The following is a 26,981-nucleotide window of genomic DNA, read 5'->3' on the forward strand; positions in this document are numbered from 1 at the left end:
TCATGCCACAGCGTATAGACCTGCGACTGCGCCCCGAAGAGGCTGCTAACGAACAAATACTGCGCAAATATGTAGCAAGACAGACAAAAACAGATCCGACCGACATACATACCATAATAATCAGACGCCGTAGTATTGACGCTCGCCAGCGACAGGTATACGTCAATTTGGGTTTGGAAGTCTATAGCGGTTCGGAATCTCCGGTTGAAGACGATTTTTCAGATTTGATCTATCCTTCAGTAGAAGGGAAAACCGCTGTCATTGTAGTAGGAGCAGGTCCGGCAGGTCTTTTCGCAGCACTCCGGCTCATCGAGCTTGGTCTGAGACCTATTATTCTGGAGCGAGGCAAGTCCGTACACGAGAGAAAAGCAGACATTGCCCGCATTCCCAAAGAGAGGCACGTAGATCCCGAATCCAATTACGGATTTGGCGAAGGCGGTGCTGGAGCTTTTTCTGACGGTAAATTATATACACGTAGTAAGAAGCGCGGAGATGTAACCAAAATACTACGTATTCTCTGCAAGCACGGAGCACAACCTTCTATCCTGATCGATGCGCATCCACATATCGGCACCGACCGGCTACCCAAAGTGATAGAAAACATTCGACACCAAATATTGTTAGCCGGAGGAGAGGTTCACTTCAGTTGCCGAATGGAAAGTCTGATCATACATAACGGTCAAGTCATGGGAGCAAGAGACAGTGAAGGTCGTGAATACTGCGGTCCTGTTATCCTGGCGACGGGACATTCCGCACGCGACATCTATCGCTATCTTCATCGAAACGGCATTCGACTGGAAGCAAAAGGAACGGCTGTCGGTGTCCGGCTGGAGCATCCACAGGCTCTGATCGACCAACTACGCTACCACAACCCTAAGGGGCGCGGACTCTACCTGCCACCGGCAGAATATACCTATACGGCTCAGGTGGAGGGACGCGGTGTCTATAGCTTCTGCATGTGTCCGGGAGGATTCGTCGTACCGGCATCCACTGCACCGGATCAGACAGTAGTGAATGGTATGTCACCGGCCAACAGAGGTTCCCGATGGGCAAACTCCGGCTTAGTGGTGGAGATTCATCCTGAAGACGTACTTTCCACTCCTACGGATGATCCCTTGGCTCTTATGAATTGGATAGAACGCTTGGAAGGCGAGAGTTGGACACAGGCAAGATGCAGCCTGCGAGCACCGGCTCAACGAATGACGGATTTCCTATCAGGCCGAAGCTCTGTCGATCTGCCCAAATCATCCTACAGCATGGGACTCACACCCTCACGTTTGGACGAATGGCTTCCCTCCTTTATTACAAAGAGGATGCAGAAAGCTTTCCAACTATTCGACAAACAGACGAAAGGATTCCTCACTTCGGAAGCCCAGCTGATAGCATTGGAGAGTCGCACATCCTCTCCCGTACGTATCCTGCGCGAATCAACCTCTTGCGAACATCCTCTAATCCGAGGGCTTTTTCCCTGTGGAGAAGGAGCAGGCTATGCAGGCGGCATCGTATCGGCAGCAATGGATGGAGAACGCTGTGCCGAAGGTGTTGCCTCCTATCTGGGATAGAATCTCATACTGCAAATTTCCTTGCGGATATTATATCTAATGATTACTTTTGTCGCATTCCAACCGCGGTAGTAGCTCAGTTGGTAGAGCATCAGCTTCCCAAGCTGAGGGTCACGAGTTCGAGCCTCGCCTACCGCTCAAACTGAAAATAAGGCAGTTAGCGCGTTTGCTGACTGCCTTTTTTCGATATTGCTCCAAGAAAAATAGTAGTTAATCGATCGAAGAGATAAGGGATTATGGAATATAACTTTCAGGAAATAGAAAAGCGTGTGCAGGAACAGTGGCGCAAAGACAAGGTTTACCGCGTTACGGAAGACACGAGTAAAAAACCTTTCTACGTGCTCGACATGTTTCCGTATCCTTCCGGAGCAGGACTGCACGTAGGGCATCCACTTGGTTATATAGCCTCCGATATTTTTTCGCGCTATAAGCGTTTGCGTGGATTCAATGTATTGCATCCGATGGGATATGATGCATTCGGCCTACCTGCCGAACAATATGCCATCCAAACCGGCCAACACCCCGAAAAAACAACAGAAGAAAATACAGCTCGCTATCGTGAGCAGCTGGACAAAATCGGCTTTTCGTACGATTGGGAACGCGAGATTCGTACTTGTGATCCGAATTATTACAAATGGACGCAGTGGGCCTTCCTAAAGATGTTCGACTCGTACTACTGCAATCAAGCACAGCAGGCACGACCGATAAGCGAGCTGATTGAAGTTTTTGCCCGACAAGGCAATGGAGGTCTCGATGTGGCATGCAGCGAAGGAGTCCATTTTACTGCGGAGGAGTGGACAGCCATGAGCGAAAAAGAACAACAAGAGATACTCATGAATTACCGTCTGGCTTATTTGGGTAACACGATGGTCAATTGGTGTCCGGCCCTCGGTACCGTATTGGCTAACGACGAAGTCAAGGACGGAGTAAGCGAGCGCGGTGGACACCCCGTGGAGCAAAAGAAGATGCGCCAGTGGTGTCTGCGTGTATCGGCCTATGCCGAGCGTTTGCTGCATGATCTTGAGACACTGGATTGGACTGAATCGTTGAAAGAGACACAGCGCAATTGGATCGGACGATCCGAAGGAGCCGAAATGGAGTTCCGTCTGGCTGGTAAGGATTGCACATTTACGATTTTTACTACCAGAGCCGACACAATATTCGGCGTCACGTTTATGGTATTGGCTACTGAGAGCGAATTGGTTGAGGAAGTAACGACAGAGGAGCAACGCACTGCTGTAGAGACTTATCTGACAGAAACAAAGCGACGAACAGAGCGTGAGCGAATATCCGACAAACGAGTCTCAGGAGTTTTCTCCGGCAGTTATGCCATCAATCCTCTTACCGGTAAGGAAATTCCTATTTGGATCAGCGATTACGTATTGGCTGGATATGGCACAGGAGCCATTATGGCTGTGCCGGCTCATGACACACGCGACTTTGCCTTTGCGCGCCATTTCGATCTTCCCATCGTCCAAGTTGTGATACCCGAGGGAGAAGCTTCTACCGATCCTGCCACATGGGAGGATGCCAAAGACAGTAAGAGCGGTATAATGGTCAATTCCGATTTCCTGAATGGCCTTTCGGTAGAAGATGCCATAGCTCGCACCAAGGAGTATATCAGAGAAAAGCAATTAGGCCGCGTGAAGGTGAACTACCGTCTGCGCGATGCTATCTTCAGCCGCCAGCGTTATTGGGGGGAACCTTTCCCCATCTATTACAAAGAGGGTATGCCTTATGCGCTGGATGAGGATCGACTGCCACTCCGATTGCCGGAGGTAGATAAATTCCTTCCTACGGAAAATGGTGAACCGCCCCTTGGAAGAGCTACCGGCTGGCATACAGCCGAAGGTTATCCATACGAACTGAGCACAATGCCCGGATTTGCCGGTAGCAGCGCTTACTATCTGCGGTATATGGATCCGCAAAACGATACTGCACTCGTCAGCCGATCAGCGAATGAATATTGGCGTCACGTCGATCTATACATCGGTGGGACGGAGCACGCTACAGGACACCTGATTTACAGCCGCTTCTGGAACAAATTCCTCTTTGACCTCGGTATCGTATGCGAAGCCGAACCTTTCCGCAAGCTGGTGAATCAGGGAATGATCCAAGGACGCTCCAACTTCGTCTATCGGATCAAGAATACCAACACATTCGTCAGCTACGGACTGCGCGAGCAATATGAGGTGACTCCACTCCATGTAGATGTCAATATCGTATCGAACGATCAGCTCGACATAGACCGTTTCCGCGCATGGCGTCCGGAGTACGCTTCGGCTGAGTTTATCCTTGAAGAAGGCAAGTACATCTGCGGATGGGCTATTGAGAAGATGAGTAAGTCCATGTTCAACGTCGTCAATCCCGATGATATTATTGCTCGTTATGGAGCCGATACTCTGCGACTCTACGAAATGTTCCTCGGGCCGCTGGAGCAAAGCAAGCCTTGGGATACGAATGGTATCGATGGTGTACACCGCTTTTTGAAAAAGTTCTGGGCTTTGTACTACGGTGCCGACGGCATACGCGTTACAGATACGCCTCCGACGAAAGAGGAGCTGAAGAGCTTGCACAAGCTCATCAAGAAGGTAGGACAGGATATCGAATCTTTTTCTTTCAATACTTCGGTACCCGCTTTCATGATCTGCATAAACGAGCTGACAGCAGCCAAAACCACTTCTCGTGCCATACTATGCCCGCTGCTGACAGTACTCTCTCCCTTTGCACCGCATATCACCGAGTGGCTATGGCAGGAACTGGGAGCGGAAGGCAGTATCGTAACCGCAGCTTGGCCTGAATACAATGAAGAGTATCTGGTGGAGAGCTGTGTACGCTATCCGGTGAGCTTCAATGGCAAAGTTCGCTTCAATATCGAACTGCCGGCAGATATGAGCAAAGAGGATGTAGAGCTAGCAGCCCTTTCTGCTCCCGAAGCAGCACGTTGGCTCGAAGGCAAGAGTCCGAAAAAAGTCATTGTAGTCCCGGGAAGAATCGTCAATGTCGTTGTATAACGACTATCTACTAAATTATTCCCAATAAAAAGCCCTGCCAACGATCTGAGTTGGCAGGGCTTTTTATTGCTGTTTCTGTCTTTTCTGTTCAGCTCTTTAGTCCCTTCGGCCGAAGAAGCGAAGCAGATAGAGGAAGAGATTGATGAAGTCGAGATAGAGCGTCAGGGCTCCCATCAGGGCTACTTTGCGAGCTACATCTCCCTCTTCGAATCCTTGCATTTGCGCCAGCATCTGCTTGATTTTGTTCACATCGAAAGCGGTAAGACCTGTAAAGATGATAACTCCAAGAATAGAGATGATAAAGCCCATAGCATTCGAGCGGAGGAACAGATTCACGACAGTAGCCAGAATCAGACCGATCAGCAGCATAAAGAAGATACTACCCCACTTGCTCAAATCCTTTTTCGTGAAATATCCCCACAGAGCCATCGCGCCGAACATGCCGGCTGTGATAAAGAAGGTGGCCGCTATGCTCGTCATTGTGTACACGATAAAAATACTGCTGAGCGTCACCCCATTCAGAATCGAATAGATCGTAAACAGAAGAGAAGCAGTGAAGAATGACATCTTACCGATACGTGCCGAGAGTATAAAGACCAAGGCCAACTCTGCAATGATCAATCCCCACAGCAAACCGGGATTCATTATCATCGTATATATCAACGAACTCTTAGCTACAAGCATGGCTGTAAGAGCTGTGATACCGAGAGCACCAAACATCCAAGTAAAGACATGGCGCATAGTTGTCGTTTGGAGCGTGCTATCCACATAGACAGTGGATGAGTTGCGCAATTCGTTAAAGTTCATAGCGTTTCGTTATTTGCTTTAGTGATTATATTTTCTATGGTTATTCAACAAGGATTTCAGGCAAAGGTTCTACTACTTCACCGCCTCCCGCATCGAAATACTCTACATCCTGATCCATCATGCACGGCTGGAAATCCTTTGGGAAATCGAACTTCTCTTCCAAAGTATACCCCAGCTTAGGATCGGCATATACACGCTTGAGGAATTCGGCGAAGATAGGCAAGGCAGAAGCTGCCCCCTGTCCGTGCGACATGGAGTCGAAATGCACAGACCGATCCTCGCCACCGACCCAACAGCCGGCCACGAGAGAAGGAGTAAAGCCCACGAACCAACCATCACTGTTATTCTGTGTGGTACCCGTCTTTCCTCCCATATCGAGTTTGAATCCGTAGCGATACCTTAGTCTGCTACCGGTACCGCCATCGACCACGGACTTCAGCATATAGAGCATCTTATATGCGGCATCGGTCGGAAGCACTTCCACCATATTCGGTGAGAACTGAGCCACCACATTCCCATACTGATCCTCTATTCGCGTTATGGGCAGGGGATTCACCCGAATACCCTTATTGACAAAGGTGGTATAGGCACTCACCATCTCCTGCACCGAAACGTCCGGCGTACCCAAACAGATAGAGAGGCTGGGCTCCAAATATCCGCTCAGGCCGTAAGACCTCAATAGGCGGACAAAAGTGTAGGGAGAGGTACGTCCCATCAGATAGGCCGTAACCCAGTTGGAAGAGTTCTGCAGTCCCCATTTGATACTGACCATTTCGCCCGTCCGTCTGGCACCCACATTCTTCGGTGTCCAAGCTTTTCCGGATTCGGTGAATAAGGTCTGGGATACATGGAGCATCTCATCGCATGGCGATATTCCTTCGAGCATGGAAAGGGAGTAGAGGAATGGTTTGATGGTTGATCCCACCTGACGACGCCCTTGACTAACCATATCATACTGGAAATTGCGGAAATTGATTCCTCCCACATACGCCTTTATATGTCCGTTGTGCGGATTCATGGCCATGAATCCTGTTCGCAGGATTCCCTTGAGATACTTGATGGAGTCGAGCGGCGACATTACCGTATCGATCGTTCCTCGCCAATTCCAAACCTGCATCTTTCGTTTCTTGTTGAAAGAAGCACGGATTTCGGACTCCGATATACCGGCTTTCTTCATCTCTCGCCAGCGGTCGGTTTGCTTCATAGCTCGGAGCAAAATACTTTGCTGCTCGTCCGAAGTAATATCTCTGGAAAAAGGAGCGTACGAACGTCCTCTCTTTTCTTTGTCGAATATCGGCTGCAATACCTCTTTCATCTGCTTGGCCACAGCCTCTTCCGCATACTGCTGCATCCTCAGATCTATGGTCGTATAGATCTTGAGACCATCGGTATAGATGTTATAGTTGGAGCCGTCAGCCTTCTTATTCTTATTGCACCAGCCATATACAGGATCCGTCTCCCAAGCAATGGAATCGGCACGATACTGATCGTCCTGCCAAGCCAAATAATTTTTGCGCTCAGGCTTTTTGGCCATAAGTACTTGCCTCAGACGCTCCCTGAAATAAGGAGCCTCGCCATCGCGATGCGTGATCCGATGAAATGATGTAACCAATGGAAGCTTTTGGAGCGAATCGCGCTCCGCTTTTGTCAGATACTTGGCCTTGTACATCTGCTCCAAAACGATATTGCGCCGTCCTCGGCAACGTTCCACCTCGCCATGCAAAACGGGATTATAATAAGCCGGATTCTTGCACATACCGACCAGAACGGCAGCCTCCTCTATCTTCAAATCAGCCGGCTGCTTGCCGAAGTAGGTATAAGCCGCAGACTTAATCCCAACGGCATTGTACAGGAAGTCGAAGTAGTTGAGATACATGGTGATGATCTCCTCCTTCGTATAAAAACGCTCCAGCTTCACGGCAATAACCCACTCGATCGGCTTCTGGAAGAGACGTCCGAGTTTGGTCTCCGTCCGTGGCGAATACAGGAGTTTGGCCAATTGCTGGGTAATGGTACTGCCCCCTCCACCGCTTTTTTGATTGAGGATACCGCGTTTGACCACGGCACGGAACAGACCTTTGCTGTCTATCCCCGAATGCTTCCGGAAGCGAACATCCTCCGTAGCGATGAGAGCCTTGATCAGATTGGGGGAAATCTCGTTGTATCCGGTATATATCCGGTTGTCACCGCTATGGGCGTAAGAACCGAACACCTTCCCATCGGCAGAAATAAGCTGCGATGCGTACTTGTCGATAGGATTCTGCAAATGCTCGATAGGCGGCATATAGCCGATCATACCGGTAGCAATGAGCAGAAACAGAATGCCGATAACAGCCCAACCGGCAATGAAGACGGTCCAGAGTATCCGGACGATCTTATTGGTTAGTTTACTCAACGTCGTATTATCTATGAATTAGAAATATCGGGCGCAGATGCTGCTGCTCCTAATCATTATCATTATCTGAAGTAGTCGGCCAATCGGGAGAATGGAAGAGGAATGGCATATCCATCATCCCCCTCCGATCCAATCCGAGATTAGAGCCACTCTTTGTCTCTTCCGACTATTTTTTCCGTTCCTTGATCAGTCCGTAACTGTACGCCTGAAGGAGCTTTTTGAGGTTTTCGACCTGTTTGCTCAGCAAGCGGCCATTGTCCGTATCCTTCACCAGCATACGATGGGATGTGACCTCACGTACCACCGTAATACTCTTGATGTCCTCCATCTCTTCGATAGCCTTGCGTGTGGAGCTAAACGGTTCGTGCTGCACAAGATGCAGTCCCTGAGAGTTGAATATCAGCGTATAGCCGGCGATCCCCGTACTTGACTGATATGCCTTGCTGAATCCGCCATCTATCAACATCAGTTTGCCTTCAGCCCCGATAGGAAGCTCCCCTTTCTTGGCCTTCACCGGCACGTGCCCATTGATAATATGCGTATCGGGACCTTCGAGTCCAAACTCTTTGAGGATCATCTCACAAACGGCTTTCTCCTGACGATAAACGTAGTAGTAACCCTTTTCCTCATGATGCGTAGCCTTATCTTCGATGAAGTAACGCTCGAAAGTAGTCATCATAGCCTTGTCGAAAAGAGGAGAGTCCGGTCCGCACCAGAGATACCACATGTAGTCCACAGCCGCAAGTTTCTGATCGCTTTTCTCGGGAGCCACATACGCGGTACGGATCATCTCTTCCACCTTGTCGAGCAATTCGCGTCCGGCATAGGTCTTGTCCCCTACCCGTACCTTCTTGAGCGACTTATCCTTGTTCAGAGGGATGGAAGCGTGGTAGAGCAGATTCATATTATACGTCAGGTACATACTGCCGTGACGATAGAGACATTTGAGATGGTTTTGCAGCTTTTCACTCCGCATAAAACAGCCCATCAGCCGATCTACGATATTCTGCTCCTGCTCTGTCAGCGCATACGGATCGGCCGGATCCACGGTCGGGAAGTTCATATCCAGCATCGGATATACGCCACTCGACAGCTTGATGGTACCATCGGTGAAGTTCACCAGATGGAACAAATCCCGATCGTCCATCTTGTACTCCGGATGACGGGCTATGATCTGGTGCTCCAGCTTGAACTGAATCACAGATATGGCTTTGTGCATCTGACTGATCAGATAGACACTCTTGTCATCATACGTCTGGTCGGCCTGAGCCAGTTTGGGCTTGAACACGGTACAGGGATCGTCCGCATAGGTATCCATGGCAAAACGTGCCAGGGGCAAAAGGTTGATGCCGTACCCGCTCTCCAATGTATCCAAATTGGCGTAGCGCAGTGCTATACGCACCACATTGGCCATACAGGAGGCATTGCCCACGGCAGCTCCCATCCAGAGCATATCATGATTGCCCCACTGGATATCGAAATGATGATACTTCATAAGGGCATCCATGATGATATGTGCTCCGGGGCCACGATCGAAGACATCCCCTACTACGTGCAGATGGTCGATGACCAGCCGCTGGATGGTCTCGCTGATGGCGATAATAAAGTCATCGGCGCGTCCGGTGGATATTATAGAGGAAAAGATGCTGCTGATATAAGCCGATTTGTTGGGATTGACACCATCTTCGTGGAGCAGCTCCTGAATGATATAGCTGTACTTGGGAGGAAGGGTCTTGCGTACCTTGGAGCGAGTGTACTTTTCCGCGGCTTTCTGGCACACTTTGATCAGCTGATTCAGCGTGACCATGTACCAGTCCTCCATCCGTTCATCGCTTTGCTTCACGAGTTCGAGTTTCTCGCGAGGATAATAGATCAGGGTGCACAGCTCTCGCTTCTGATTTTGGCGCAACTGACCGCCGAAGACTTCGTCCACCTTTCTGCGAATACTGCCGGATGCATTTTTGAGCACATGAATAAAGGCTTCATATTCGCCGTGAATATCTGCCAGAAAGTGTTCTGTTCCTTTAGGCAGATTCAATATAGCTTCGAGATTGATGATCTCCGTAGCCACCTCCGTCGCAGTCGGAAAGCTCTCCGAAAGCAATTCCAAATAATCCAAATCGTGCTTGAGCATCTGCACGGTCTGCGTCTTATCGTTAGCCATGTGGTGCAAAATTTTTGGTTTATAATTCTTCCAAAGGTACAGACTTTTCCATGCAACCGACTCTTTTCGGGAAAATTCACGGTTATTTCCATTCCGTCCAAGAACCTCTCCACAGAGAAAAAGTCGCCATTATGCCATTAGAAATCAACGGGAAAGAACCTGCCTCTGACTTATATAAACGAACCGGAGTGTAGCATATGTGGCAGCTGTTTTTATCTGATCCGGCCTGCTTTCGGCAGCGCATATCGCCCTTGCAGGTACATGTCCATAACCTGCCGATATAAAAACACGAACCGAAAACGCTCCGATTGCGGTGCGTGTTTTCTGAAAAAGTGGAACCGCAACTTTTTCGCTGTGGCGCGTATTTTTTTTACTTCTCGCGCCACAGCGAAAAAATTCTCGCGCCACGTTTTTAGGAGGTAGAAACATAAAAATTTCGGAGTGTAAACTATTAGGACACGAGATTAGGGAGATCATCCCAAACGCATACTTTTATACACATATAATAAGCCGAGCCGTTTCTATAGCTGCCCTATGCAAAATGGCTATATTTGCACGCACAATAAAGTCATTGCGACAAATGAGAACAGTCAAACTGAAAGACAAAGAGTTTGAGATTTACATTCCGGCGACTCGCATACATGAAGCCATTAAGAGGATGGCTGCCGAGATCAAACGGGATCTGCATGGGGACAACCCCCTATTCGTCTGTATCATGAACGGCTCGTTTATGTTTGCGGCCGAACTGATGCAGGCTCTCGACGAGAGCTATCAAGTGGATTTCGCACGCTACTCCAGCTATTGCGGTACGCAGAGCACATTCGTACTCAAAGAGATTATGCCCGTGACAACCGATATGCGTGGGAGGACGGTGGTCATCGTAGAAGATCTGATCGACTCGGGCTATACGATGAGTTGCGTAAAGGAGAAATTCTACGAACTCGGGGCCAAAGAGGTACGCATAGCAGCCATGCTGACCAAACCCGCTGCACTCAAATGCGACATCCATACCGATTACGTGGGTCTGGAGATCGGCAATGACTTTATCGTAGGACACGGCCTTGACTATGATGATCTGGGACGCATGTACCAGGACATCTATAAAATAAAAGAATAGATGCTAAACGTACTTATCTTCGGTGCCCCCGGTTCCGGTAAGGGCACCCAAAGCGAAGAGCTGATCCGTCGATATGGATTCCGGCATATTTCTACCGGAGAGTTGCTTCGTGCCGAGATTAAGGCCCAGACCGAACTGGGCCAAGCAGCAGCCGGCTACATCAATGAAGGGCACCTCGTGCCGGACAGTCTGATCGTAGATATGATGGAAAAGCTCATCAGCACTCTGGCCGGTGCCGAGGGAATTATTTTCGACGGATTTCCGCGTACCATCCCCCAAGCAGAAGCCATGGAGACGATGCTCGCACGTCATGGATGGAAGGTGGACATAGTGCTGAATCTGCAAGTACCCGAGGAAATGCTCATCGAACGCCTCCTGAACAGAGGAAAGATCAGCGGCCGATCGGACGACAATATCGATACCATTCGCAGGCGTCTGGAAGTATATGCCGATGAGACTGCACCATTGGTAGATTTCTATACCCGGAAGAATGTACTGCACAACGTGGTAGGTACGGGGACGATAGAAGAGATCGCCTTGCGTATCAGCCCCATTGTGGACAAGTTCTGCAAAGTCTCCAACTAAATCCATCGTATGGCAGCAGAGTCCAATTTTGTTGATTACGTCAAGATATATTGCCGTTCGGGCAAAGGAGGGAGAGGCTCTACGCACTTCCGCAGGGAGAAGTACATTCCCAAGGGTGGCCCCGACGGAGGTGATGGAGGCCGTGGCGGACACGTCTTTCTCCGTGGCAATCGGAACTATTGGACACTGCTGCACCTGCGCTATGACCGTCATATCATGGCTACGAATGGACATAGCGGCGGAGCCAAACGAAGTACCGGAGCCAACGGAGAGGATCGTATCATAGAAGTCCCCTGTGGGACGGCTGTTTACGATGCCGATACGGGTGAGTTCATCACAGACATTACCGAACACGGGCAGCAGGTGATGCTCCTCCAAGGAGGACGAGGCGGGCACGGCAACACCTTTTTCAAGACTGCTACCAATCAGGCACCACGCTATGCCCAACCGGGCGAGCCGGCACAGGAGCGTATGGTGATCATGCAGCTCAAGATGCTGGCCGATGTCGGTCTGGTCGGATTTCCCAATGCCGGCAAATCGACACTGCTATCCGTGCTGACTGCTGCAAAGCCGAAGATCGCCAACTATCCTTTTACTACGCTGGAGCCTAATCTCGGTATCGTAGCTTATCGGGACAAGCGATCCTTTGTGATGGCGGACATCCCGGGCATTATTGAAGGGGCTTCAGCAGGAAAAGGTCTGGGGCTGCGTTTCCTACGGCATATCGAAAGGAACGCTTTGCTCCTCTTCATGATTCCGGCCGATACGGACAACATCGCCAAGGAATACGAGATCCTCAGTCGGGAACTGGTGGCATACAACGAAGAGTTGGCACAAAAGCGCAAAGTGCTGGCCATAACGAAGTGCGACCTCATCGACGATGAGCTGTGCGAGATGCTTCGGGAGGAGCTGCCGACAGGGTTGCCCGTGGTTTTCATTTCTGCCGTAGCGCAACAGAGACTGGAAGAACTGAAAGATACCCTGTGGCGAGAGCTTAGCAGCGAGACCCTCCACGAACCGGATAGCATAGTCCGCCAAGCTCTCGATCTGACGAGCCTTACATGGGATGAGGAGGACGATTTGTTCCCGACACCGATGGAAGACGAAGAGGAGGAAGAAGATCTCGACGACATTGATTTTGATTTGGAGATCGAATACGATGACGAAGGAGACGACACACCGGATCAGCTTTGACGGTACCATTCAGCATCATTGCCCGGCTTTTCGCGTAGGGGTGATCTCTGCAAAAGTCGGCGGAGGACTGTCGCCGTCTGCTCTGATAGACGAAATGAACAGCGAGGCCGATCGGCTGGTGCAGACCTGCGAGCTATCGGCCATCAAAGAGATTCCCCCCATAGCTGCCACACGCAACTGCTACAAGCGTACCGGCAAGGATCCTAACCGCTACAGGCCATCGGCCGAACAGCTGTCCCGGCGCGTGGTGCGCGGACTGGGACTTTATTACATCAACGCTTTGGTGGACATCGGCAACCTCTTATCGCTTCGCACAGGATACTCCATCGGGGTGTTCGACTGCGACAAGGTAGGCTCTGACATTGTCTTCAGTGTGGGACATACGGACGAATCTTTTGTCGGGATCGGCCGTGGCGAATTGAATATCGAAGGCTTGCCCGTCTATCGTGATGAGAACGGAGCCTTTGCCACTCCGACCAGCGACCACGAACGAACGAGCGTGGACGACAGCACGAGGAACACGCTTATTTTCATCAATGATTTCGGTGTAGACCGGACTCATTCGGACTGCCTCCAAGAAGCTATTGCCGAAGCAGTGCGCTTGCTCAAGCTTTATGCCGGTGCTTCGGACATAAATACACAGATCGTCAGTGCCGAAGATGGTGCCGATCCGGTATTTTTGACTATTCCGCATTGACCGCCCGCAGGCGGAAGACCCACTCATGCAAACATCAGCAATGTCAGCTATAAGCAGGAAGTCGGCTCTCTCACTCATCTTCCTCTCTCTTTCCTTATTGGGGATGCTACCACTCGCAGGGCAAACTCGCTTCGCCGGAGTGGTACTGGATTCGGCTACATTGGAGCCGATTCCCTATGCTTCGGTCTTCTGTGCCGACAATAAAGGGGTGGGCACGGTAACCTCTGCCGCCGGCATGTTCGACCTGACTTCTCCCCATAACGATCGGACTATCATCATCTCATCGACCGGATACAGGAGACAAACCTTCTCATTACGCTCGGGCGAAAAGCGCAATATACACTGCCGTATTCTCTTAGCTTCGGAGGAGCTGCAACTGAGCAGCGTAGTGGTCAAAGCCAAGAAACGGAAATACTCCAAGAAAAACAATCCCGCTGTGGATCTGATCCGCAAAGCCATAGCAGCCAAGGACAGCAACCGGATAGAATCGGCACCGGCGTACAGCTACCGTACATACGAAAGGATACTTGTCTCGGACGATGATTTCCGATCGGACGAAGGCTTCTTGCACCTCAAGCACGGACAGTGTGCACAATGGGCGGACAGCTCACGCTTTACAGACAGACGCATACTGCCGCTATCCATGCGAGAGAAACTGATACAGACCGAGCGACTACCCAACAAAGGCGAGCGTACGCAAGTATTGGCACGACGACTGGACGGTGTGGACGAAAAGCTGGACGAAGGCCCCCTGACCACCAATCTGGAGGAAGTATTCCGTCCGATCAATATCTACGACAACGATATTCCCATCATGCTCAGTCGCTTTCCCAGCCCGATGAGCAACACTTTTGCTACAAGTTTCTACAAGTATTTCATTGCCGATACAGTGCGAATAGAGGATGAGGATTGTATCGAAATGATTTTCTCTCCTTTCAACCCCGAGAGTGCAGGCTTTACGGGAAGGCTCTGGATCGTCAAGAGCGATTATTCGCTACGTCGGATCATCCTGAACCTGCCTATATCGAGCAATGTAAACTGGGTGACCCACCTACGCATAGCGCAAGATTTCCAACGAGTTCCCTGTATAGATGCTTCGGGACAAACGACCCGATACTATCGCGTACTGAAACGACAGGATTTTCAGGCATTATTATCGGCTGCTTCATTCATCCCTCAAGGATTGGAAGTGGAGCAGAGTCGTATCCTTTCCGACTATCGCATCGGTGAAGGAAGTATCGGCAAGGATCCGTCTTCTGTCGGTTTTCTTGCTACCGATTCGGTTTACGATGCGACAGCTCCTCGCGAAACGGATGGCTACTGGAACGTAATGAGACCGGAACCGCTACCTCCCACGGGGCAAAAGCTGTTGTCTTTCATGCATTATCTCCGCAACGATCGTACATTCAAGACATCCACCACCATCGCCAAAACACTGCTGACCGGTTATCTCGGACTCCCCATTAGGATGAACGACTCTATACGCCCCAAATTTGACTTCGGGCCTGTGCATACCCTCTTCGGGGGCAACAAAATCGAGGGCTTCCGTATGCGCATAGGTGGCATGACGCTGGCCGCTCTCAATCCGCACTTTTTCGCTCAAGGTTATATTGCATACGGATTCAAGGACAAACGATGGAAGTGGAGAGGTGCTCTTACTTATTCCTCTATTCCTAAGAAGCTGTACATACAAGAATTTCCGCATCGCAATCTCTCTTTCATCGCTTCTTACGACCTATATACGCCGGGACAAGTAGTGGATCCTATCTTCAAAGACAACATAACGGTCATACTCGGTACGATGAATAATCTGCGCCGCTCCTACATCGAAGAATATCGGCTAGAATATGATAGAGACTGGGGGACTGATTTCAGTACGATCATTTGGGGAAGCCGTCGCCGAGACGAACCTGCCGGCACATTACGCTACGATCAGGTAGAGGCTGACGGTACGATACGGCCGATCCATTCGTACCGCACCACGGAATTGGGTCTTACCCTCCGCTATGAACCGGGGCGCATTCCTTACAATGGTCGCAAAGGGCCGAACACGGCTTTCAATGTAGTGCGCCGATCCCCTGTGTTCGAACTGGAGCACCGCATGGCTTTTTCAGGCCTGCTTGGAGGAGACTTCAGCTACCACCGCACGGAATTCCGCTACAAACATCACATTTGGCTCTCTCTTTTCGGGATGTTGGATGCCTCTGTTCGTGCAGGGCAGGTTTGGACACATGCTCCCTACCCTCTCTTGGAGATTCCACCTGTCAATGAGAGTTACACCCTGCAGAGCGGAGCATTTCAGTTGATGGAGCCATTGGAATTTATCGCTGACCGATACACGCAGTTCCATCTGACCTACCATTTAGAAGGTCTTATGCTCAATCGTATTCCATTCATCAAACGGTTGGCCTGGCGTGAAGTGCTTTCTCTTCATGGTATGTGGGGTGATCTTACTCCTCACAATAAACCGGGGGCTGTCGGTAGTTTCCTCTTTCCCGAAAATACTATTCCCATGAACCGTACATGGTACCTGGAGGGAAGTGTCGGATTGGAAAATATCTTCCGACTGCTCCGCATCGAATACTTTCGGCGCTTCACACAGCGAGAGACAACCCCTAATAAATGGGGGATCCGCGCCCGCTTCCAGATCACGTTCTAACCTGAAAAAAGAAAAGAGGGAATGCCGGATTGAACGGCATTCCCTCTTTTCGAAGCGTTTCTTACAGGAATCAGAGTTTGACGAAGCGTTCGGTCAGTACACCTGCCTCAGTCGTCAGCTCGATCACGTAGCTTCCGGCAGTCAAAGCCTTCACGTCAATCGTACGAGTATTCTTCGTAGAGAGCACCAAACGACCGGAAAGGTCGAAGATTCGTACGCCGAATTCACCTTCATACTCGATATTCAGTACGTCTTTCACAGGATTGGGATAAACTACAAACGACTTTTCTTCACCTACCATAGGAAGAACGGAAGAGGGCACGTCCGTTAAATACCGAAGTAGGACGAAAGGCGTTCCAGTAGTAGCTGAAAAAGAAGAAGCTCCTAATACTATCTTGCCATCAGCTTGCATAACTATAGCACTTGCTTCGTCTGCAGCTTCGCTAAGGTCGGTTACAGTATAGCCATTTCCCCCAAAAGAGGTATTCAACTTACCATTTTTATCGACGCTCAATAACCCCAGATCGGATATACTATTCTTTACGGCGTTGAAAGCTACATAAATGTTACCTTCCGGTGAAAGGACAATACCATCCACATAAGTGGCTCCACCGTCAATCACATTCTTTTTGAAAATACCTGATTCTCCAAACGTATTATCCAACTCACCGTCTTGATTCAGGCGGAGAACTATCAGATCGTACTGCAAAGTAGGGATGCTTGCAACCCAAGAGTGACCGGCAACGACAATTTTTCCATCTTCCTGAATCTGCACGGCAGTGGCAAAGTCATGGCCGGAGCCGATAGACATGGTCTTCAATCCATTCTCCCCAAAAGAATTGTCCAATGATCCATTTTCATTGATTCGTGCAATAGCCCATTTCCAATCCGGATGTGTACCATACATGCCGACAATCACCGCTTTGTTATCTTCCTGCAAAGCAATCGCTTTAGCAAAAGAAGAATTGGCACTACCTTCAATTACAATTTCACAAACGCCATCAATGCCATATGTTTTATCTATGGATCCATCAGGGTTATAGCGGAGAGTCATCATATTGTCATGGTAATAGCCAACCAGCAGCATCTTTCCATCTTTTTGAAGTACCATTTTCTCAGGAAGTGTGCTATAAGGAAAGTCTGCAAGCACAATACCATTGTTCCCAAAAGAGGTGTCCAATGTACCATCATCATTCATTCTAATCAGGAGAGGTTGGCAAATCGTATTATCAGAATCGAAGACATAGCCGCATGAAATAATTTTACCGTCAGACAAGGTAGCCGCTGCCGTAGCGAAATTGCCGTATAAAGAAGTAGGGACAAAAATCTGCTTACCTCCGTTCCCAAAAGATTGATCAAGCGATCCATCAGGGTTGTAGCGAACATAAGCAACATGCTTTTTCGTACCATTTCGAGTTGACCCCATAGCAATAATTTTGCCATTGGGCTGGATAGTAACATTGCGAACTTCATCTACGATAAAGCTACCATTACCGATAGGTGTCTGTACCACTCCGTTTGTACCGAATGTGGGATCCAAGTCACCCGACTGTTGGGCATTTGCCAATTGAAAAAACAAGGCGAATCCCAAGAGTAGTTTAATTCTTCTCATTTCGTTTTTTGGTTGAATTAGTTGTTATTAAGGACAGCATATGAGCATGCTGCATTACTTTAATGATCTATTGAAAACAGTCTTTCGGCCGCAAATATAAGGATTGTTGTATTGAATCCAATTGCATGCTAATAAGGAGCACGTCCCACCGATCAGTGCAACACTGACACATCGCCTTATATGAGTTCGGCGAAAGGGAAGTTATTTTCACCTCTTTATGCAAGACATAGCAAGCATAATATAATTCTGACGTATTATGAGTTGTAAGAATTATTCAGGCTTTTGATTTACTTTGTAAGTGGTTATGAAAAGGGATTAAGAAGCTTTTCTTCTTTCACAAAGAATCCAACGCCATCGTAGGTTGCTCTAAAGCCAAAAAATTCTCATAATTAAGAATATCATTCTCAATGAAAAAAAGTTTTTTTCTAACCATAGCAATGCTCTTAGGCTTTGCTATGACAGGGCACTCTGCTCCTATCACGAAAGAGCGAGCTTCGGCCTTAGCTCGTCTGACTTTGCGACAGGCATCATTACGCACCGGACAACCAGTAGTTTCTGATAAAATTTCCATCGACTACGTCTACCGACAAGGAGATGCAGAGCGCGGTACTGTATCAGCAGAGGGCGACTCCTCGCCATATTTTTATGTAGCCAATCGCGGCACGAACGAGGGCTATGCTCTCATTGCAGCAGATGACAGAATACCGGCAGTTCTTGCCTATTCCCCCATTGGACGTTTCGACATGTACAATATGCCGGACAATCTACGTATGTGGCTACAGGTCTACGATCGGAAATATCGATGATACTTTCGGGAAAAGCCAAGCCCAACGAAGAGATATTGCGCACGGAGGAAGTACCCGAAGAAGTACATGCTCTGATGGACAATGGCAGTTTTGCCAACGATCCGATGAGATGGAATCAGGCATATCCTTGGAATAATAAAGAGCCACTCCTACCCAATGGCAAGCATGCCTATACCGGATGTGTGGCTACAGCAACAGCACAAATCATGCGCTATCATAGCTGGCCTCTTCAGGGTGAAGGGGCATTCAATTACAACGCGGGACCACTGGTAGGCAATTGGTCCGGCACATTCGGTGAAACGTACGACTGGAGCAATATGCCCGGTAATCCGAACTTTGATAATCTGAGCGGAGCCCAAGTAGATGCTTATGCCACACTGATGCGTGATGTCAGTGCATCTGTAAACATGAATTTTTATGAAAATGGAAGTGGTACCTACAGCGTTTATGTCGTGCGAGCCTTGCGAAACAACTTTCGCTACAAACGCTCATTGCAGCTACACGTACGCGCCCTATACACCGCACAGGAATGGCAGGATATGATCCGAAAGGAACTTGCCTCCTCAAGACCAGTCTACTATGCAGGAAACAACCAGAGTATGGGGCATGCTTTCGTATGCGATGGCTATGCCTCGGATGGTACTTTCCACTTCAATTGGGGCTGGGGAGGTGTTTCCAACGGCTTCTATAAACTTACACTCCTTTCTCCCACCTCACTGGGTATTGGAGGTCAGGGGATCGGATTCACTATTTATCAAGAAATCATTACGGGTATCGAACCGGCCAAAATTCCGTCCGAAGCAGGCACAGACGCTTTGCCGATTTTGGCTCTGGAAAGTATATCCACTGTGTATACCTCCGGACTAGGTTTGAATGTAGATTATTCGGTTTATAACACAGGAGAAGAAAATTCAAATCTGGACCTTGGCTATAGACTAAATAACGCCAACGGAGAAATCACTGAGGTGAAAACCTCATCCAACAACATCTTTTGGCATGGATATGGGGCGTTTTCAGAACTTTTCTTGCTGGATTCGAATGTACTTCCTAAAGGAATTAACACGATTACACTACTCTATCGTCGAACCGGCACAGTACAATGGGAACCCATACAACACATACAGGGGGGATATGTAAATAGTATTAAAGTAAATACGACAGACCCGAACAATGTCGTAGTGACAGTAGACGATAATAAGGGCAAACTCAGCATCATCCCCAACAGTCTCATCGCAGATCTCAATTCTTACGAGCAGAGTTCTATAACCGTGCGATTCAGTAGCGATAGCCCGGACGAAATCCGCACACCGGTAGCTTTTGCTCTATCTACGGGAGTTACAGCAGACAATCTCATACCATTGGGTTGGATAATGGCCGAGGTACCGGGCGGCAGCAATGACTATCCGGTTGTTTTCTCGACAGAAGTTCTGACTCTTATGGAAGGTGATTATACTTTATGGTATAGGTTTTCTGCCAAAGAAGGAGTGGATGAATGGAAAAAAATAGAACGAGTATCTGTAAATACACCGAGTGTGTACACACATCCGCTATTCGAGGTGAATCATAACCAAACTTCTTCCTATATGCTGGACATGGCTGATGATAGAGCATTGCCACCTTTTACGGTAAAAAATATTGGATTGCCCTTCAACGGTAATTTGGTCGTTATCTTCCGCCAAACACAATCCTCTTCGGGATCCTTATTGGTAGCCCAAGAAACAGCGCATATCCAGCAGGGGGAAACCTTCGTGTATAAGCCCCATGTGGAAGGTTCTATCCCCGATGGCACTTATCGTGCGACGCTCCATGCATTCGTAAATGGACAACCACAGTTGTACCTAAAAGGCAAAAAAAGCTATACGGTAAAGATCGTTAACGGTACAGCAGTGGAAGCGATAGCCTCTACAGAGAAGATCAGCGTATTCCCTCGCCCGGCAAAGGACTACGTTGAAATATCTGCTCCCACCGTTCCGCAAGAGACTGCTATCATTCTTTTCGATATGTCTGGCAGGATTGTTCTAAAGAGCAGTTTATCAACAGGATATGGCAAAATGAATATCAGCCACCTTCCCAATGGCACCTACATTCTTAAGGTCGATCGACACACGACAAAAATCAATGTAGCACATTAAGAAGATATAACAACCAAGTACAATTATAATAGTAGCAGAAAGAGAGCGGATGTGGAAGATTATCTTCACACATCCGCTCTCTTCTTTATATATTCTTGTATAAGTGATACATTCATGTAGTAATAGAGGATTCCATTTTATTTGAATACACAAAAATCAAGAAAACAGGCCTGCTATATTTCATATTGACTGATTTCTTCTAATTTTACGCACGATAATCAAGCAGAAAACCTATTACCGAATCAAAGCAACTGAGGTTGAATCCGTGTAAGGATATTTCTCAAATTACCGCCAATCAGTGATCGCCGTCATTTTCCTGAAATTTTAAGACATGCTTAAGAAACATACTCATAACACAAAACGTATCTGAAATGAAAAAGCTTTTACAGGCTAAAGCCTTGATTCTGGCGTTGGGACTCTTCCAACTGCCGGCAATCGCCCAAACACAAACGCAAACGAACGGAAGAAACTATCGGTTTGCAACAGAAGAGATGCAACGGGCATTCCAGGAAACCAATCCCCCTGCAGGCCCTGTGCGTGCTATCGCTGAGTACGAACGCTCTGCAGCCGTTTTGGTACGCTTCCCATTCGGTATTCCAATGGAATTAGTCAAAGAACTCGCCAAGAACGACAAGGTAATTACCATTGTAGAAAACGAAAACCAAAAAGGCATCGTCATCAACAAGTATACGCAGAACGGTGTGAATCTCTCTAATTGCGATTTCATCATTACTCACACCGACTCTTATTGGACACGCGACTATACCGGTTGGTTCATAATGTACGATACGAACAAAGTAGGTCTCGTGGACTTTATTTATAACCGCCCTCGTCCTAACGATGACGATTTCCCCAAATATGAAGCACAATATCTGGGAATCGAGATGTTCGGCATGAAGCTCAAGCAGACCGGTGGTAACTACATGACAGACGGATATGGATCCGCTGTACAGTCACATATCGCATATACGGAGAACCCCTCTCTGTCTCAAGCTCAAGTAAATCAAAAGATGAAAGACTATCTCGGTATTACACACCATGATGTGGTGCAGGATCCGAACAATACTTATATTGATCATGTGGACTGTTGGGGTAAGTATCTGGCACCGAACAAAATCCTCATCAGGAAAGTACCTAACAATCATGCTCAGCACCAAGCTCTGGAAGATATGGCAGCCTACTTCGCAGCACAGACCTGCGCATGGGGAACGAAGTACGAGGTATACCGTGTTCTGGCCACCAATGAACAACCGTACACGAACTCTCTGATTCTGAACAACAGAGTATATGTTCCTGTCAATGGCCCCGCTTCCGTGGACAACGATGCTCTGAATGTCTATAAGACAGCAATGCCCGGTTACGAAATTATAGGTATTAAAGGGGTTTCTGGAACACCATGGTTAGGAACGGATGCTCTGCACTGTCGTACTCATGAAGTAGCGGATAAGGGCTATCTCTATATCAAGCACTACCCGATACTTGGTGAACAGGCAGGCCCTGATTATAAGATCGAAGCAGATGTTATCTCTTGTGCCAATGCCACTATCTCTCCTGTGCAATGTTACTACCGGATCAATGGTAGCGGCAGTTTTACAGCAGCTGACATGACGATGGAATCAACAGGCCACTATACTTACAGTTTTTCGGGTCTTAATAAGAACGATAAGGTAGAATACTATATCTCTGCCGCAGACAATAGTGGCCGCAAAGAGACTTATCCCTTTATCGGCGAACCCGATCCTTTCAAATTTACATGTATGAACGAAACCAATACATGCACTGTCACCGGAGCTGCCAAGACTCTTCGTGCATGGTTCAATGCCGATCGTTCAGAGCTGGCTGTCTCTGTCAGTTTGAATGCTGCCGGCACATACCGGATCAAGCTATACAATACGCTGGGAGAAGAAGTCGCTGCGATGAACAAAGACTTAGTAGCAGGAACAAGTGTCTTCAGTATGGACGTATTTTCCCATGCTCCGGGTGCTTACATTTTGGTTGTTGAAGGAAACGGTATCCGTGAAACGATGAAGATCGTCAAATAAGACCTTACGGGAAAGAGTATTCTGAGAATAAACTTCCCCAAGTAGAAAAAATAGGGCTGTGTGGATTTTTCTCCGCACAGCCTTTTTTCTTTGAGTCATTTACACACGAAATGATAGCCCGACACCGGAGACGTCATCGACTCTCTCCATTTATCAATTTAGAATCATCTGAATAATATGCCATGAAAGGCCATAGCGAGAACCCCGGTAAACAAACAAACGAATGGATCTATGGTCTCCAAAAACGTGGCGCGGGAACTTTTTCGTTCTGGTGTGGGAAGTAAAAAATTCTCGCGCCAGAACGAAAAAGTTCCCGCGCCACGTTTTCAGAAAACTCAGACCCCAATCGGAGCATTTTCGGGCTCGCAATTTCTCTGCCTGTAAAATTCGAAGGCCCTTTACTTCATCCGCTTAGAAAAAAGAAGATCGGGTAAGGCTGTTTAGAACTGGAAATATATGAAGGGCTGTATTTCCGAGCTGCGTACCTGAATGATGGTAAAGATCAGGAGAACGAGCATCAGAGTTTGCAAGACGAACGGAGCACGCTCAAGCATGGATTGTGCCTTGCTTCGCTTACCCTTACCGACAAAATGCAACAGGTAACCCGTGACCATCAGTACGACAACGCCCTTGTAGCCGGCAATGAATTGGAAGAGAACTTCGGGATGGAAGTTATTGAATATTTGTCCGAGAATCTGTCCGGCCACTGCCATCGAATCGGCTCGGAAGAAGATCCAACCGAAACAGACGAGGTGGAAAGTAATGATCCGTCCGAGCCATCTGCGCCAAAAAGGCATATCCGTGGACATAGCCCGACTCGACGGAAAGATCTCGCACCAGAGTTTGTGTACGGCCAATGCCACTCCATGGATAGCTCCCCACAAAATAAATCGCAAGGCGGCACCATGCCAAAGACCGCCGAGAAGCATCGTCAGCAGAAGATTGATATAGGTACGGATTTTCCCTTTCCTATTCCCCCCCAATGGTATATACAAGTAATCCCTGAGCCATGATGAAAGGGAGATATGCCACCTGCGCCAGAACTCGGTGATATTGGCCGACTGATAAGGTGAATCGAAATTGATATTGAAGCGGAAGCCGAGCACCAGAGCTATACCGATGGCCATGTCGGAATAACCGGAGAAGTCGCAATAGATCTGTAGGGCATAGCCGTAAATGCCGAGCAGGTTCTCCAAGCCGGTGTAAAGTGTCGGAGCATCGAATATGCGATCCACAAAGTTCAGGCTGATGTAGTCGGATATGATTGCCTTCTTAAAGAGCCCCCCCATGATCAACACCAGGGCTTCGGCATATTCTTTCCTTTCCAACACCGGCCGGCGATAGATCTGTGGGATAAAATCTCGTGCACGGACGATGGGACCGGCTACCAGTTGGGGGAAGAAAGAGACGTAGAAGACATAGTCTATCCAACGCTTTAGGGGCTGCACATGACCGCGATAGATGTCGATGATATAACTCATCGTCTGGAAAGTATAGAACGAGATCCCGACAGGCAGTATAATATCCCAATTCTTCCACTCGGTCATGATCCACTCAGGGCGATTGGTCACGAGGCCGATTTCCTGAATGAGAGAGAAAAGCATCTCACCGAGGAAATTGAAGTATTTGAAATAGGACAATACCCCCAAATTGATGCACATACTGAGTGCCACAAGGAGTTTGCGCCGAACTTGGATATGCTGACGGGACAAAAGCCGACCGATGAGGAAGTCGCTCGTAGCAGCAGCCAAAAGAAGCAGGACGAAAAGACCGCTGCTCTTATAGTAGAAATAAAGAGAAAAGAGAGATACGTATACAATACGCAGTCCGGTTTGCCGGCGTAGCAGGATGTATAGCGGAAGGAACAAAAGAAAGAGGATGAAGAACGTCCCACTCGAAAAAATCATGGGGGCAGAAGCATCATACTGTAATATATCCCACAGGCGGGATATATCCATCGAATCGAAAAAGTGCACGATCTTGGACTGTCTTTTATTTTAGAGTTTGGACTGGTCGCTCCTATCCACTTTGCCACGGACAATAGAGCCGAGTATGGCATCGGCCACCAGTCCTCCATGACGGGTATATCCACCCACCGTATAATGTATATGATCGGTATGCATCAGCCCGCTACGCAGCCATTGTCGGGTTTCAGCCTCTCCCCCCATAGCCGCAGAGAGGTCAAAACAAGCCATGCCATGTTCCACCGTATACGATCGTATCAGGCGGGATGCCTTTTCCGTATTGTCGTTGAAGTGGTAAGTGGTTCTATAACGATTTTTACGCCGTTTGCTTCCTTTGCGGTTTTTGCCTGCTACTTTCACTGACCGGCGAAGGTAAGAAGGGGGCGGAGTAGTCAGGACGAATGGGACATCCTCCAATGTCTGCCGCAGCATGCCGAAAAAAGTCTCCATATTTCCCCACATTTCTGTTTCTGAGAACTTAAAACAATACGAATCGTTCGTTCCCAGAGAGATGATGACGAGATCGGGCTCTACGGCTTTGATCTGCTGCATATACTTGTCTTGGGAGAAAGTGGAATAACTGGCACCGGGTACGCCGATACGCTCGAAGCGAACTTTATCACCGTATTGGACAGCCAACTTGGCTGACATGGATCGGGTAAAGTATCCCCCGCTCAAATGGCTATCGCCGAGATGGAGGATCGTAACCGTCTTCTTGTTCGAATCGGCTACTCTAATGTGCTGCCATACCTGGTCGAGATATCCTTCCGGTTCGTACCAAAGCGAGGACTGTCCGAACGACAGCCCGAAAGCTGTGGTAAGGCAGAGCAACAATAGCATGAATCTATTCGCGAATGGCATCATAATACTTTTTTTCAAAATCAATGGCTTCAATCATTTTCTTGGCCAGCTCCCGTCCACCTCGGTGCGCCAAATGCGTATAATCTCTGGCCGCCCAGCCCTTATCAGCCATTCTGGAGATCCCTCCGAGGGCATGCATAGCCCTAAGCGTACTCCAAAAGGCGATACCATGCTGTTGGGCAAGAGCCTGCTGCGCAGCATGAAGAGCAATAATACCGGCCATCGTCCGTATTCCGTTTGCTGTGCGCTGTGCCCTGTCGGACACGCTCATCAGTAGAATATCGGAATCGGGACAAATGTTGCGGAGGGTTTCGATCACACCCCCCATTTGCTTGGCATAATTGCTATAGTCTTTTTGCTTATTCGATGCGACATTGAGTCCGTATTGCAGGATTATCAGATCATAATTCCGCAAAGAGGCAAAGGCATGGCTTACTTCCCGATCGATGGATTTGAGAAGAATGCCCGAATTGCCACGAATGGACATATTATCGACCGAAATACCTTGAACATCCTCCAAAGCAACACCGAAAGATACAAAATCTTGTCCCCCCGAAAGAAAACTGCATTTGATACTTCGCTGCGGATCGCTGCTCAAAGTGTATTGCCCCACTGTTTGCGTCGGAGGAAGAACGACAGTGAGCGTTGTATCCGGAGTCTCTATGCGAACCGAGGCCTCGTTCGCAGCTTGATAATACAGTATCGCATGGCCGAAGTTCGGTTCTCCTGTGGGCATCGTATAATGCACCCATGCTCCCTGCTTAGGGCGATAGAAATGGCCGGTAAAGGGATAATGACCTTTCTTGGAATGGAGCATGGCATGATCTTCCCACAGTCTGAACTCATGACGAATACTCCCCCTAAAGCCTGCGACCTCGGAGGTAATAGGCATCCACCCTACTCCATTGCCACCGAAACGCTTTTGCAGAGCAGCACGAAGAGCATCGGTGAAAATATCGCCTTCGATGAAGGAGTCACCCAATACGGCTATCCGAATGGGCCTGCCGAGAGTTGACCGCTCGGCTATACTCGTATAGAAACGCTTGAGTGCCGTGCGCGTAGAGCTAAAATCCTCTATAGGGATAAAGGTCGAATCAGATACTGCATTTTGCTCAAGCAATTGGCTATAAATAGCACTTCTGCGCTTATCGGATTTGGTTCTATTATCTGTATTATTCTCGGAGGGTGGAGTGTGTTTCGGAGCAATAAGTACCGCGGTAGAATCGGGTTTTACTCGGCGAACATCGCTTAGGAGGTCTACCGGCTTGAGCTGCCAACTCCCTATCTGCTCGGGCAGATAGAACAAAGCAGCCAAGAGAATCGCTGTCACTACAAGTAACAGCCAAAAACGTGCCATCTGATTACGCTGG

Annotated in this window: 21 protein-coding genes and 1 tRNA gene; 13 read left to right on the top strand and 9 right to left on the bottom strand. The window is 48.5% G+C overall.

Going from position 1 to position 26,981, the window contains the following annotated elements:
- The first annotated feature begins 2 nt into the window (after window positions 1–2).
- The 3 genes from HQ50_RS09255 to leuS all read left to right on the top strand — a co-directional run bounded on the left by HQ50_RS09255 (window position 3) and on the right by leuS (window position 4,576).
- Window positions 3–1,562 carry an NAD(P)/FAD-dependent oxidoreductase gene (locus HQ50_RS09255; protein ID WP_039429995.1) on the top strand — a complete coding sequence of 520 codons (1,560 nt, stop codon included), beginning with the start codon at window positions 3–5 and terminating at the stop codon, window positions 1,560–1,562.
- A 65-nt stretch (window positions 1,563–1,627) separates the two neighbouring features.
- Window positions 1,628–1,700: transfer RNA gene (locus HQ50_RS09260), tRNA-Gly, on the top strand.
- A 98-nt stretch (window positions 1,701–1,798) separates the two neighbouring features.
- Complete coding sequence (gene leuS / locus HQ50_RS09265) at window positions 1,799–4,576, top strand: leucine--tRNA ligase (protein ID WP_039429998.1); 2,778 nt, start codon at window positions 1,799–1,801, stop codon at window positions 4,574–4,576.
- A 96-nt stretch (window positions 4,577–4,672) separates the two neighbouring features.
- On the opposite strand, the gene HQ50_RS09270 is transcribed toward leuS, so the two are convergent.
- From HQ50_RS09270 to HQ50_RS11535, 4 genes are all read right to left on the bottom strand, one after another.
- The gene (locus HQ50_RS09270) at window positions 4,673–5,383 is read right to left on the bottom strand and encodes a Bax inhibitor-1/YccA family protein (protein WP_026292076.1); all 711 of its coding nucleotides are present in this window, start codon (window positions 5,381–5,383) and stop codon (window positions 4,673–4,675) included.
- 40 nt (window positions 5,384–5,423) lie between these two features.
- On the bottom strand, window positions 5,424–7,778 hold the full coding sequence (locus tag HQ50_RS09275; RefSeq protein WP_018964396.1) for a transglycosylase domain-containing protein: 2,355 nt from the start codon (window positions 7,776–7,778) through the stop codon (window positions 5,424–5,426).
- A 166-nt stretch (window positions 7,779–7,944) separates the two neighbouring features.
- Window positions 7,945–9,912 (bottom strand): fructose-1,6-bisphosphatase, encoded by a 1,968-nt coding sequence (locus tag HQ50_RS09280; RefSeq protein WP_196247331.1) that lies wholly within the window; start codon window positions 9,910–9,912, stop codon window positions 7,945–7,947.
- Between the two features lie 242 nt (window positions 9,913–10,154).
- Complete coding sequence (locus HQ50_RS11535) at window positions 10,155–10,328, bottom strand: DUF1661 domain-containing protein (RefSeq protein ID WP_152566931.1); 174 nt, start codon at window positions 10,326–10,328, stop codon at window positions 10,155–10,157.
- Between HQ50_RS11535 and HQ50_RS12250 the strand changes: the two genes are divergently transcribed.
- The 6 genes from HQ50_RS12250 to HQ50_RS09305 all read left to right on the top strand — a co-directional run bounded on the left by HQ50_RS12250 (window position 10,297) and on the right by HQ50_RS09305 (window position 16,194).
- Window positions 10,297–10,365 carry a DUF1661 domain-containing protein gene (locus HQ50_RS12250; RefSeq protein WP_230587235.1) on the top strand — a complete coding sequence of 23 codons (69 nt, stop codon included), beginning with the start codon at window positions 10,297–10,299 and terminating at the stop codon, window positions 10,363–10,365. The genes HQ50_RS11535 and HQ50_RS12250 overlap by 32 nt on opposite strands.
- Window positions 10,366–10,522: 157 nt before the next feature.
- On the top strand, window positions 10,523–11,059 hold the full coding sequence (locus HQ50_RS09285; protein WP_039430001.1) for a phosphoribosyltransferase: 537 nt from the start codon (window positions 10,523–10,525) through the stop codon (window positions 11,057–11,059).
- The gene (locus HQ50_RS09290; protein ID WP_039418526.1) at window positions 11,060–11,644 is read left to right on the top strand and encodes an adenylate kinase; all 585 of its coding nucleotides are present in this window, start codon (window positions 11,060–11,062) and stop codon (window positions 11,642–11,644) included.
- A gap of 9 nt (window positions 11,645–11,653) precedes the next feature.
- Window positions 11,654–12,838, top strand: a complete 1,185-nt coding sequence (gene obgE / locus HQ50_RS09295; protein WP_039430004.1) for a GTPase ObgE — start codon at window positions 11,654–11,656, stop codon at window positions 12,836–12,838.
- Window positions 12,804–13,535 (top strand): B3/4 domain-containing protein, encoded by a 732-nt coding sequence (locus HQ50_RS09300; protein WP_039430007.1) that lies wholly within the window; start codon window positions 12,804–12,806, stop codon window positions 13,533–13,535. Before obgE ends, HQ50_RS09300 begins: the two co-directional genes overlap by 35 nt.
- Window positions 13,536–13,575: 40 nt before the next feature.
- A complete protein-coding gene (locus HQ50_RS09305; protein WP_039430068.1) occupies window positions 13,576–16,194 on the top strand; it encodes a DUF5686 and carboxypeptidase-like regulatory domain-containing protein in 2,619 nt (872 codons plus the stop codon).
- Between the two features lie 70 nt (window positions 16,195–16,264).
- On the opposite strand, the gene HQ50_RS09310 is transcribed toward HQ50_RS09305, so the two are convergent.
- Window positions 16,265–17,806 carry a T9SS type A sorting domain-containing protein gene (locus HQ50_RS09310; RefSeq protein ID WP_080737611.1) on the bottom strand — a complete coding sequence of 514 codons (1,542 nt, stop codon included), beginning with the start codon at window positions 17,804–17,806 and terminating at the stop codon, window positions 16,265–16,267.
- Between the two features lie 407 nt (window positions 17,807–18,213).
- Between HQ50_RS09310 and HQ50_RS12255 the strand changes: the two genes are divergently transcribed.
- From HQ50_RS12255 to HQ50_RS09320, 3 genes are all read left to right on the top strand, one after another.
- Window positions 18,214–18,612, top strand: a complete 399-nt coding sequence (locus tag HQ50_RS12255) for a Spi family protease inhibitor (protein ID WP_235317980.1) — start codon at window positions 18,214–18,216, stop codon at window positions 18,610–18,612.
- Window positions 18,609–20,744, top strand: coding sequence for a C10 family peptidase (locus tag HQ50_RS09315; protein WP_235317981.1), 2,136 nt, complete (start codon window positions 18,609–18,611; stop codon window positions 20,742–20,744). Before HQ50_RS12255 ends, HQ50_RS09315 begins: the two co-directional genes overlap by 4 nt.
- A 371-nt stretch (window positions 20,745–21,115) precedes the next feature.
- Window positions 21,116–22,786: a peptidylarginine deiminase PPAD gene (locus tag HQ50_RS09320; protein WP_039430015.1), complete on the top strand. Its 1,671-nt coding sequence runs from the start codon at window positions 21,116–21,118 to the stop codon at window positions 22,784–22,786.
- Window positions 22,787–22,939: 153 nt separating this feature from the next.
- On the opposite strand, the gene HQ50_RS12705 is transcribed toward HQ50_RS09320, so the two are convergent.
- Window positions 22,940–23,125, bottom strand: coding sequence for a DUF1661 domain-containing protein (locus tag HQ50_RS12705; protein WP_369794185.1), 186 nt, complete (start codon window positions 23,123–23,125; stop codon window positions 22,940–22,942).
- Between HQ50_RS12705 and HQ50_RS10940 the strand changes: the two genes are divergently transcribed.
- Window positions 23,058–23,201 (top strand): DUF1661 domain-containing protein, encoded by a 144-nt coding sequence (locus HQ50_RS10940; protein ID WP_369794183.1) that lies wholly within the window; start codon window positions 23,058–23,060, stop codon window positions 23,199–23,201. The genes HQ50_RS12705 and HQ50_RS10940 overlap by 68 nt on opposite strands.
- A 25-nt stretch (window positions 23,202–23,226) precedes the next feature.
- Here the strand turns inward: HQ50_RS10940 and HQ50_RS09325 are convergent, their stop codons facing one another.
- The 3 genes from HQ50_RS09325 to HQ50_RS09335 are packed head-to-tail and all read right to left on the bottom strand — an operon-like array spanning window position 23,227 to window position 26,968.
- Window positions 23,227–24,744, bottom strand: coding sequence for an MBOAT family protein (locus tag HQ50_RS09325; RefSeq protein ID WP_052074935.1), 1,518 nt, complete (start codon window positions 24,742–24,744; stop codon window positions 23,227–23,229).
- 39 nt (window positions 24,745–24,783) lie between these two features.
- Entirely contained in the window at window positions 24,784–25,614 is an 831-nt protein-coding gene (locus tag HQ50_RS09330; protein WP_232518154.1) for an SGNH/GDSL hydrolase family protein, read from the bottom strand.
- The gene (locus HQ50_RS09335) at window positions 25,595–26,968 is read right to left on the bottom strand and encodes an SGNH/GDSL hydrolase family protein (RefSeq protein WP_235317982.1); all 1,374 of its coding nucleotides are present in this window, start codon (window positions 26,966–26,968) and stop codon (window positions 25,595–25,597) included. The genes HQ50_RS09330 and HQ50_RS09335 overlap by 20 nt, the downstream gene beginning before the upstream one ends.
- Between the last annotated feature and the right edge of the window lie 13 nt (window positions 26,969–26,981).

Origin of the sequence: Porphyromonas sp. COT-052 OH4946, assembly GCF_000765965.1 — a bacterium.
Classification (GTDB): domain Bacteria; phylum Bacteroidota; class Bacteroidia; order Bacteroidales; family Porphyromonadaceae; genus Porphyromonas; species Porphyromonas gulae.

What these genes read in the sequence shown, in the direction of transcription:
- HQ50_RS09325 (WP_052074935.1), bottom strand. Translation starts at nt 24,744, where the DNA reads ATGGATATATCCCGCCTGTGGGATATATTACAGTATGATGCTTCTGCC.
- HQ50_RS09280 (WP_196247331.1), bottom strand. Translation starts at nt 9,912, where the DNA reads ATGCTCAAGCACGATTTGGATTATTTGGAATTGCTTTCGGAGAGCTTT.
- HQ50_RS09270 (WP_026292076.1), bottom strand. Translation starts at nt 5,383, where the DNA reads ATGAACTTTAACGAATTGCGCAACTCATCCACTGTCTATGTGGATAGC.
- obgE (WP_039430004.1), top strand. Translation starts at nt 11,654, where the DNA reads ATGGCAGCAGAGTCCAATTTTGTTGATTACGTCAAGATATATTGCCGT.
- leuS (WP_039429998.1), top strand. Translation starts at nt 1,799, where the DNA reads ATGGAATATAACTTTCAGGAAATAGAAAAGCGTGTGCAGGAACAGTGG.
- HQ50_RS09285 (WP_039430001.1), top strand. Translation starts at nt 10,523, where the DNA reads ATGAGAACAGTCAAACTGAAAGACAAAGAGTTTGAGATTTACATTCCG.
- HQ50_RS12255 (WP_235317980.1), top strand. Translation starts at nt 18,214, where the DNA reads ATGAAAAAAAGTTTTTTTCTAACCATAGCAATGCTCTTAGGCTTTGCT.
- HQ50_RS09335 (WP_235317982.1), bottom strand. Translation starts at nt 26,968, where the DNA reads ATGGCACGTTTTTGGCTGTTACTTGTAGTGACAGCGATTCTCTTGGCT.
- HQ50_RS09300 (WP_039430007.1), top strand. Translation starts at nt 12,804, where the DNA reads ATGACGAAGGAGACGACACACCGGATCAGCTTTGACGGTACCATTCAG.
- HQ50_RS09290 (WP_039418526.1), top strand. Translation starts at nt 11,060, where the DNA reads ATGCTAAACGTACTTATCTTCGGTGCCCCCGGTTCCGGTAAGGGCACC.
- HQ50_RS09315 (WP_235317981.1), top strand. Translation starts at nt 18,609, where the DNA reads ATGATACTTTCGGGAAAAGCCAAGCCCAACGAAGAGATATTGCGCACG.
- HQ50_RS09310 (WP_080737611.1), bottom strand. Translation starts at nt 17,806, where the DNA reads ATGAGAAGAATTAAACTACTCTTGGGATTCGCCTTGTTTTTTCAATTG.
- HQ50_RS09320 (WP_039430015.1), top strand. Translation starts at nt 21,116, where the DNA reads ATGAAAAAGCTTTTACAGGCTAAAGCCTTGATTCTGGCGTTGGGACTC.
- HQ50_RS09330 (WP_232518154.1), bottom strand. Translation starts at nt 25,614, where the DNA reads ATGATGCCATTCGCGAATAGATTCATGCTATTGTTGCTCTGCCTTACC.
- HQ50_RS09255 (WP_039429995.1), top strand. Translation starts at nt 3, where the DNA reads ATGCCACAGCGTATAGACCTGCGACTGCGCCCCGAAGAGGCTGCTAAC.
- HQ50_RS09305 (WP_039430068.1), top strand. Translation starts at nt 13,576, where the DNA reads ATGTCAGCTATAAGCAGGAAGTCGGCTCTCTCACTCATCTTCCTCTCT.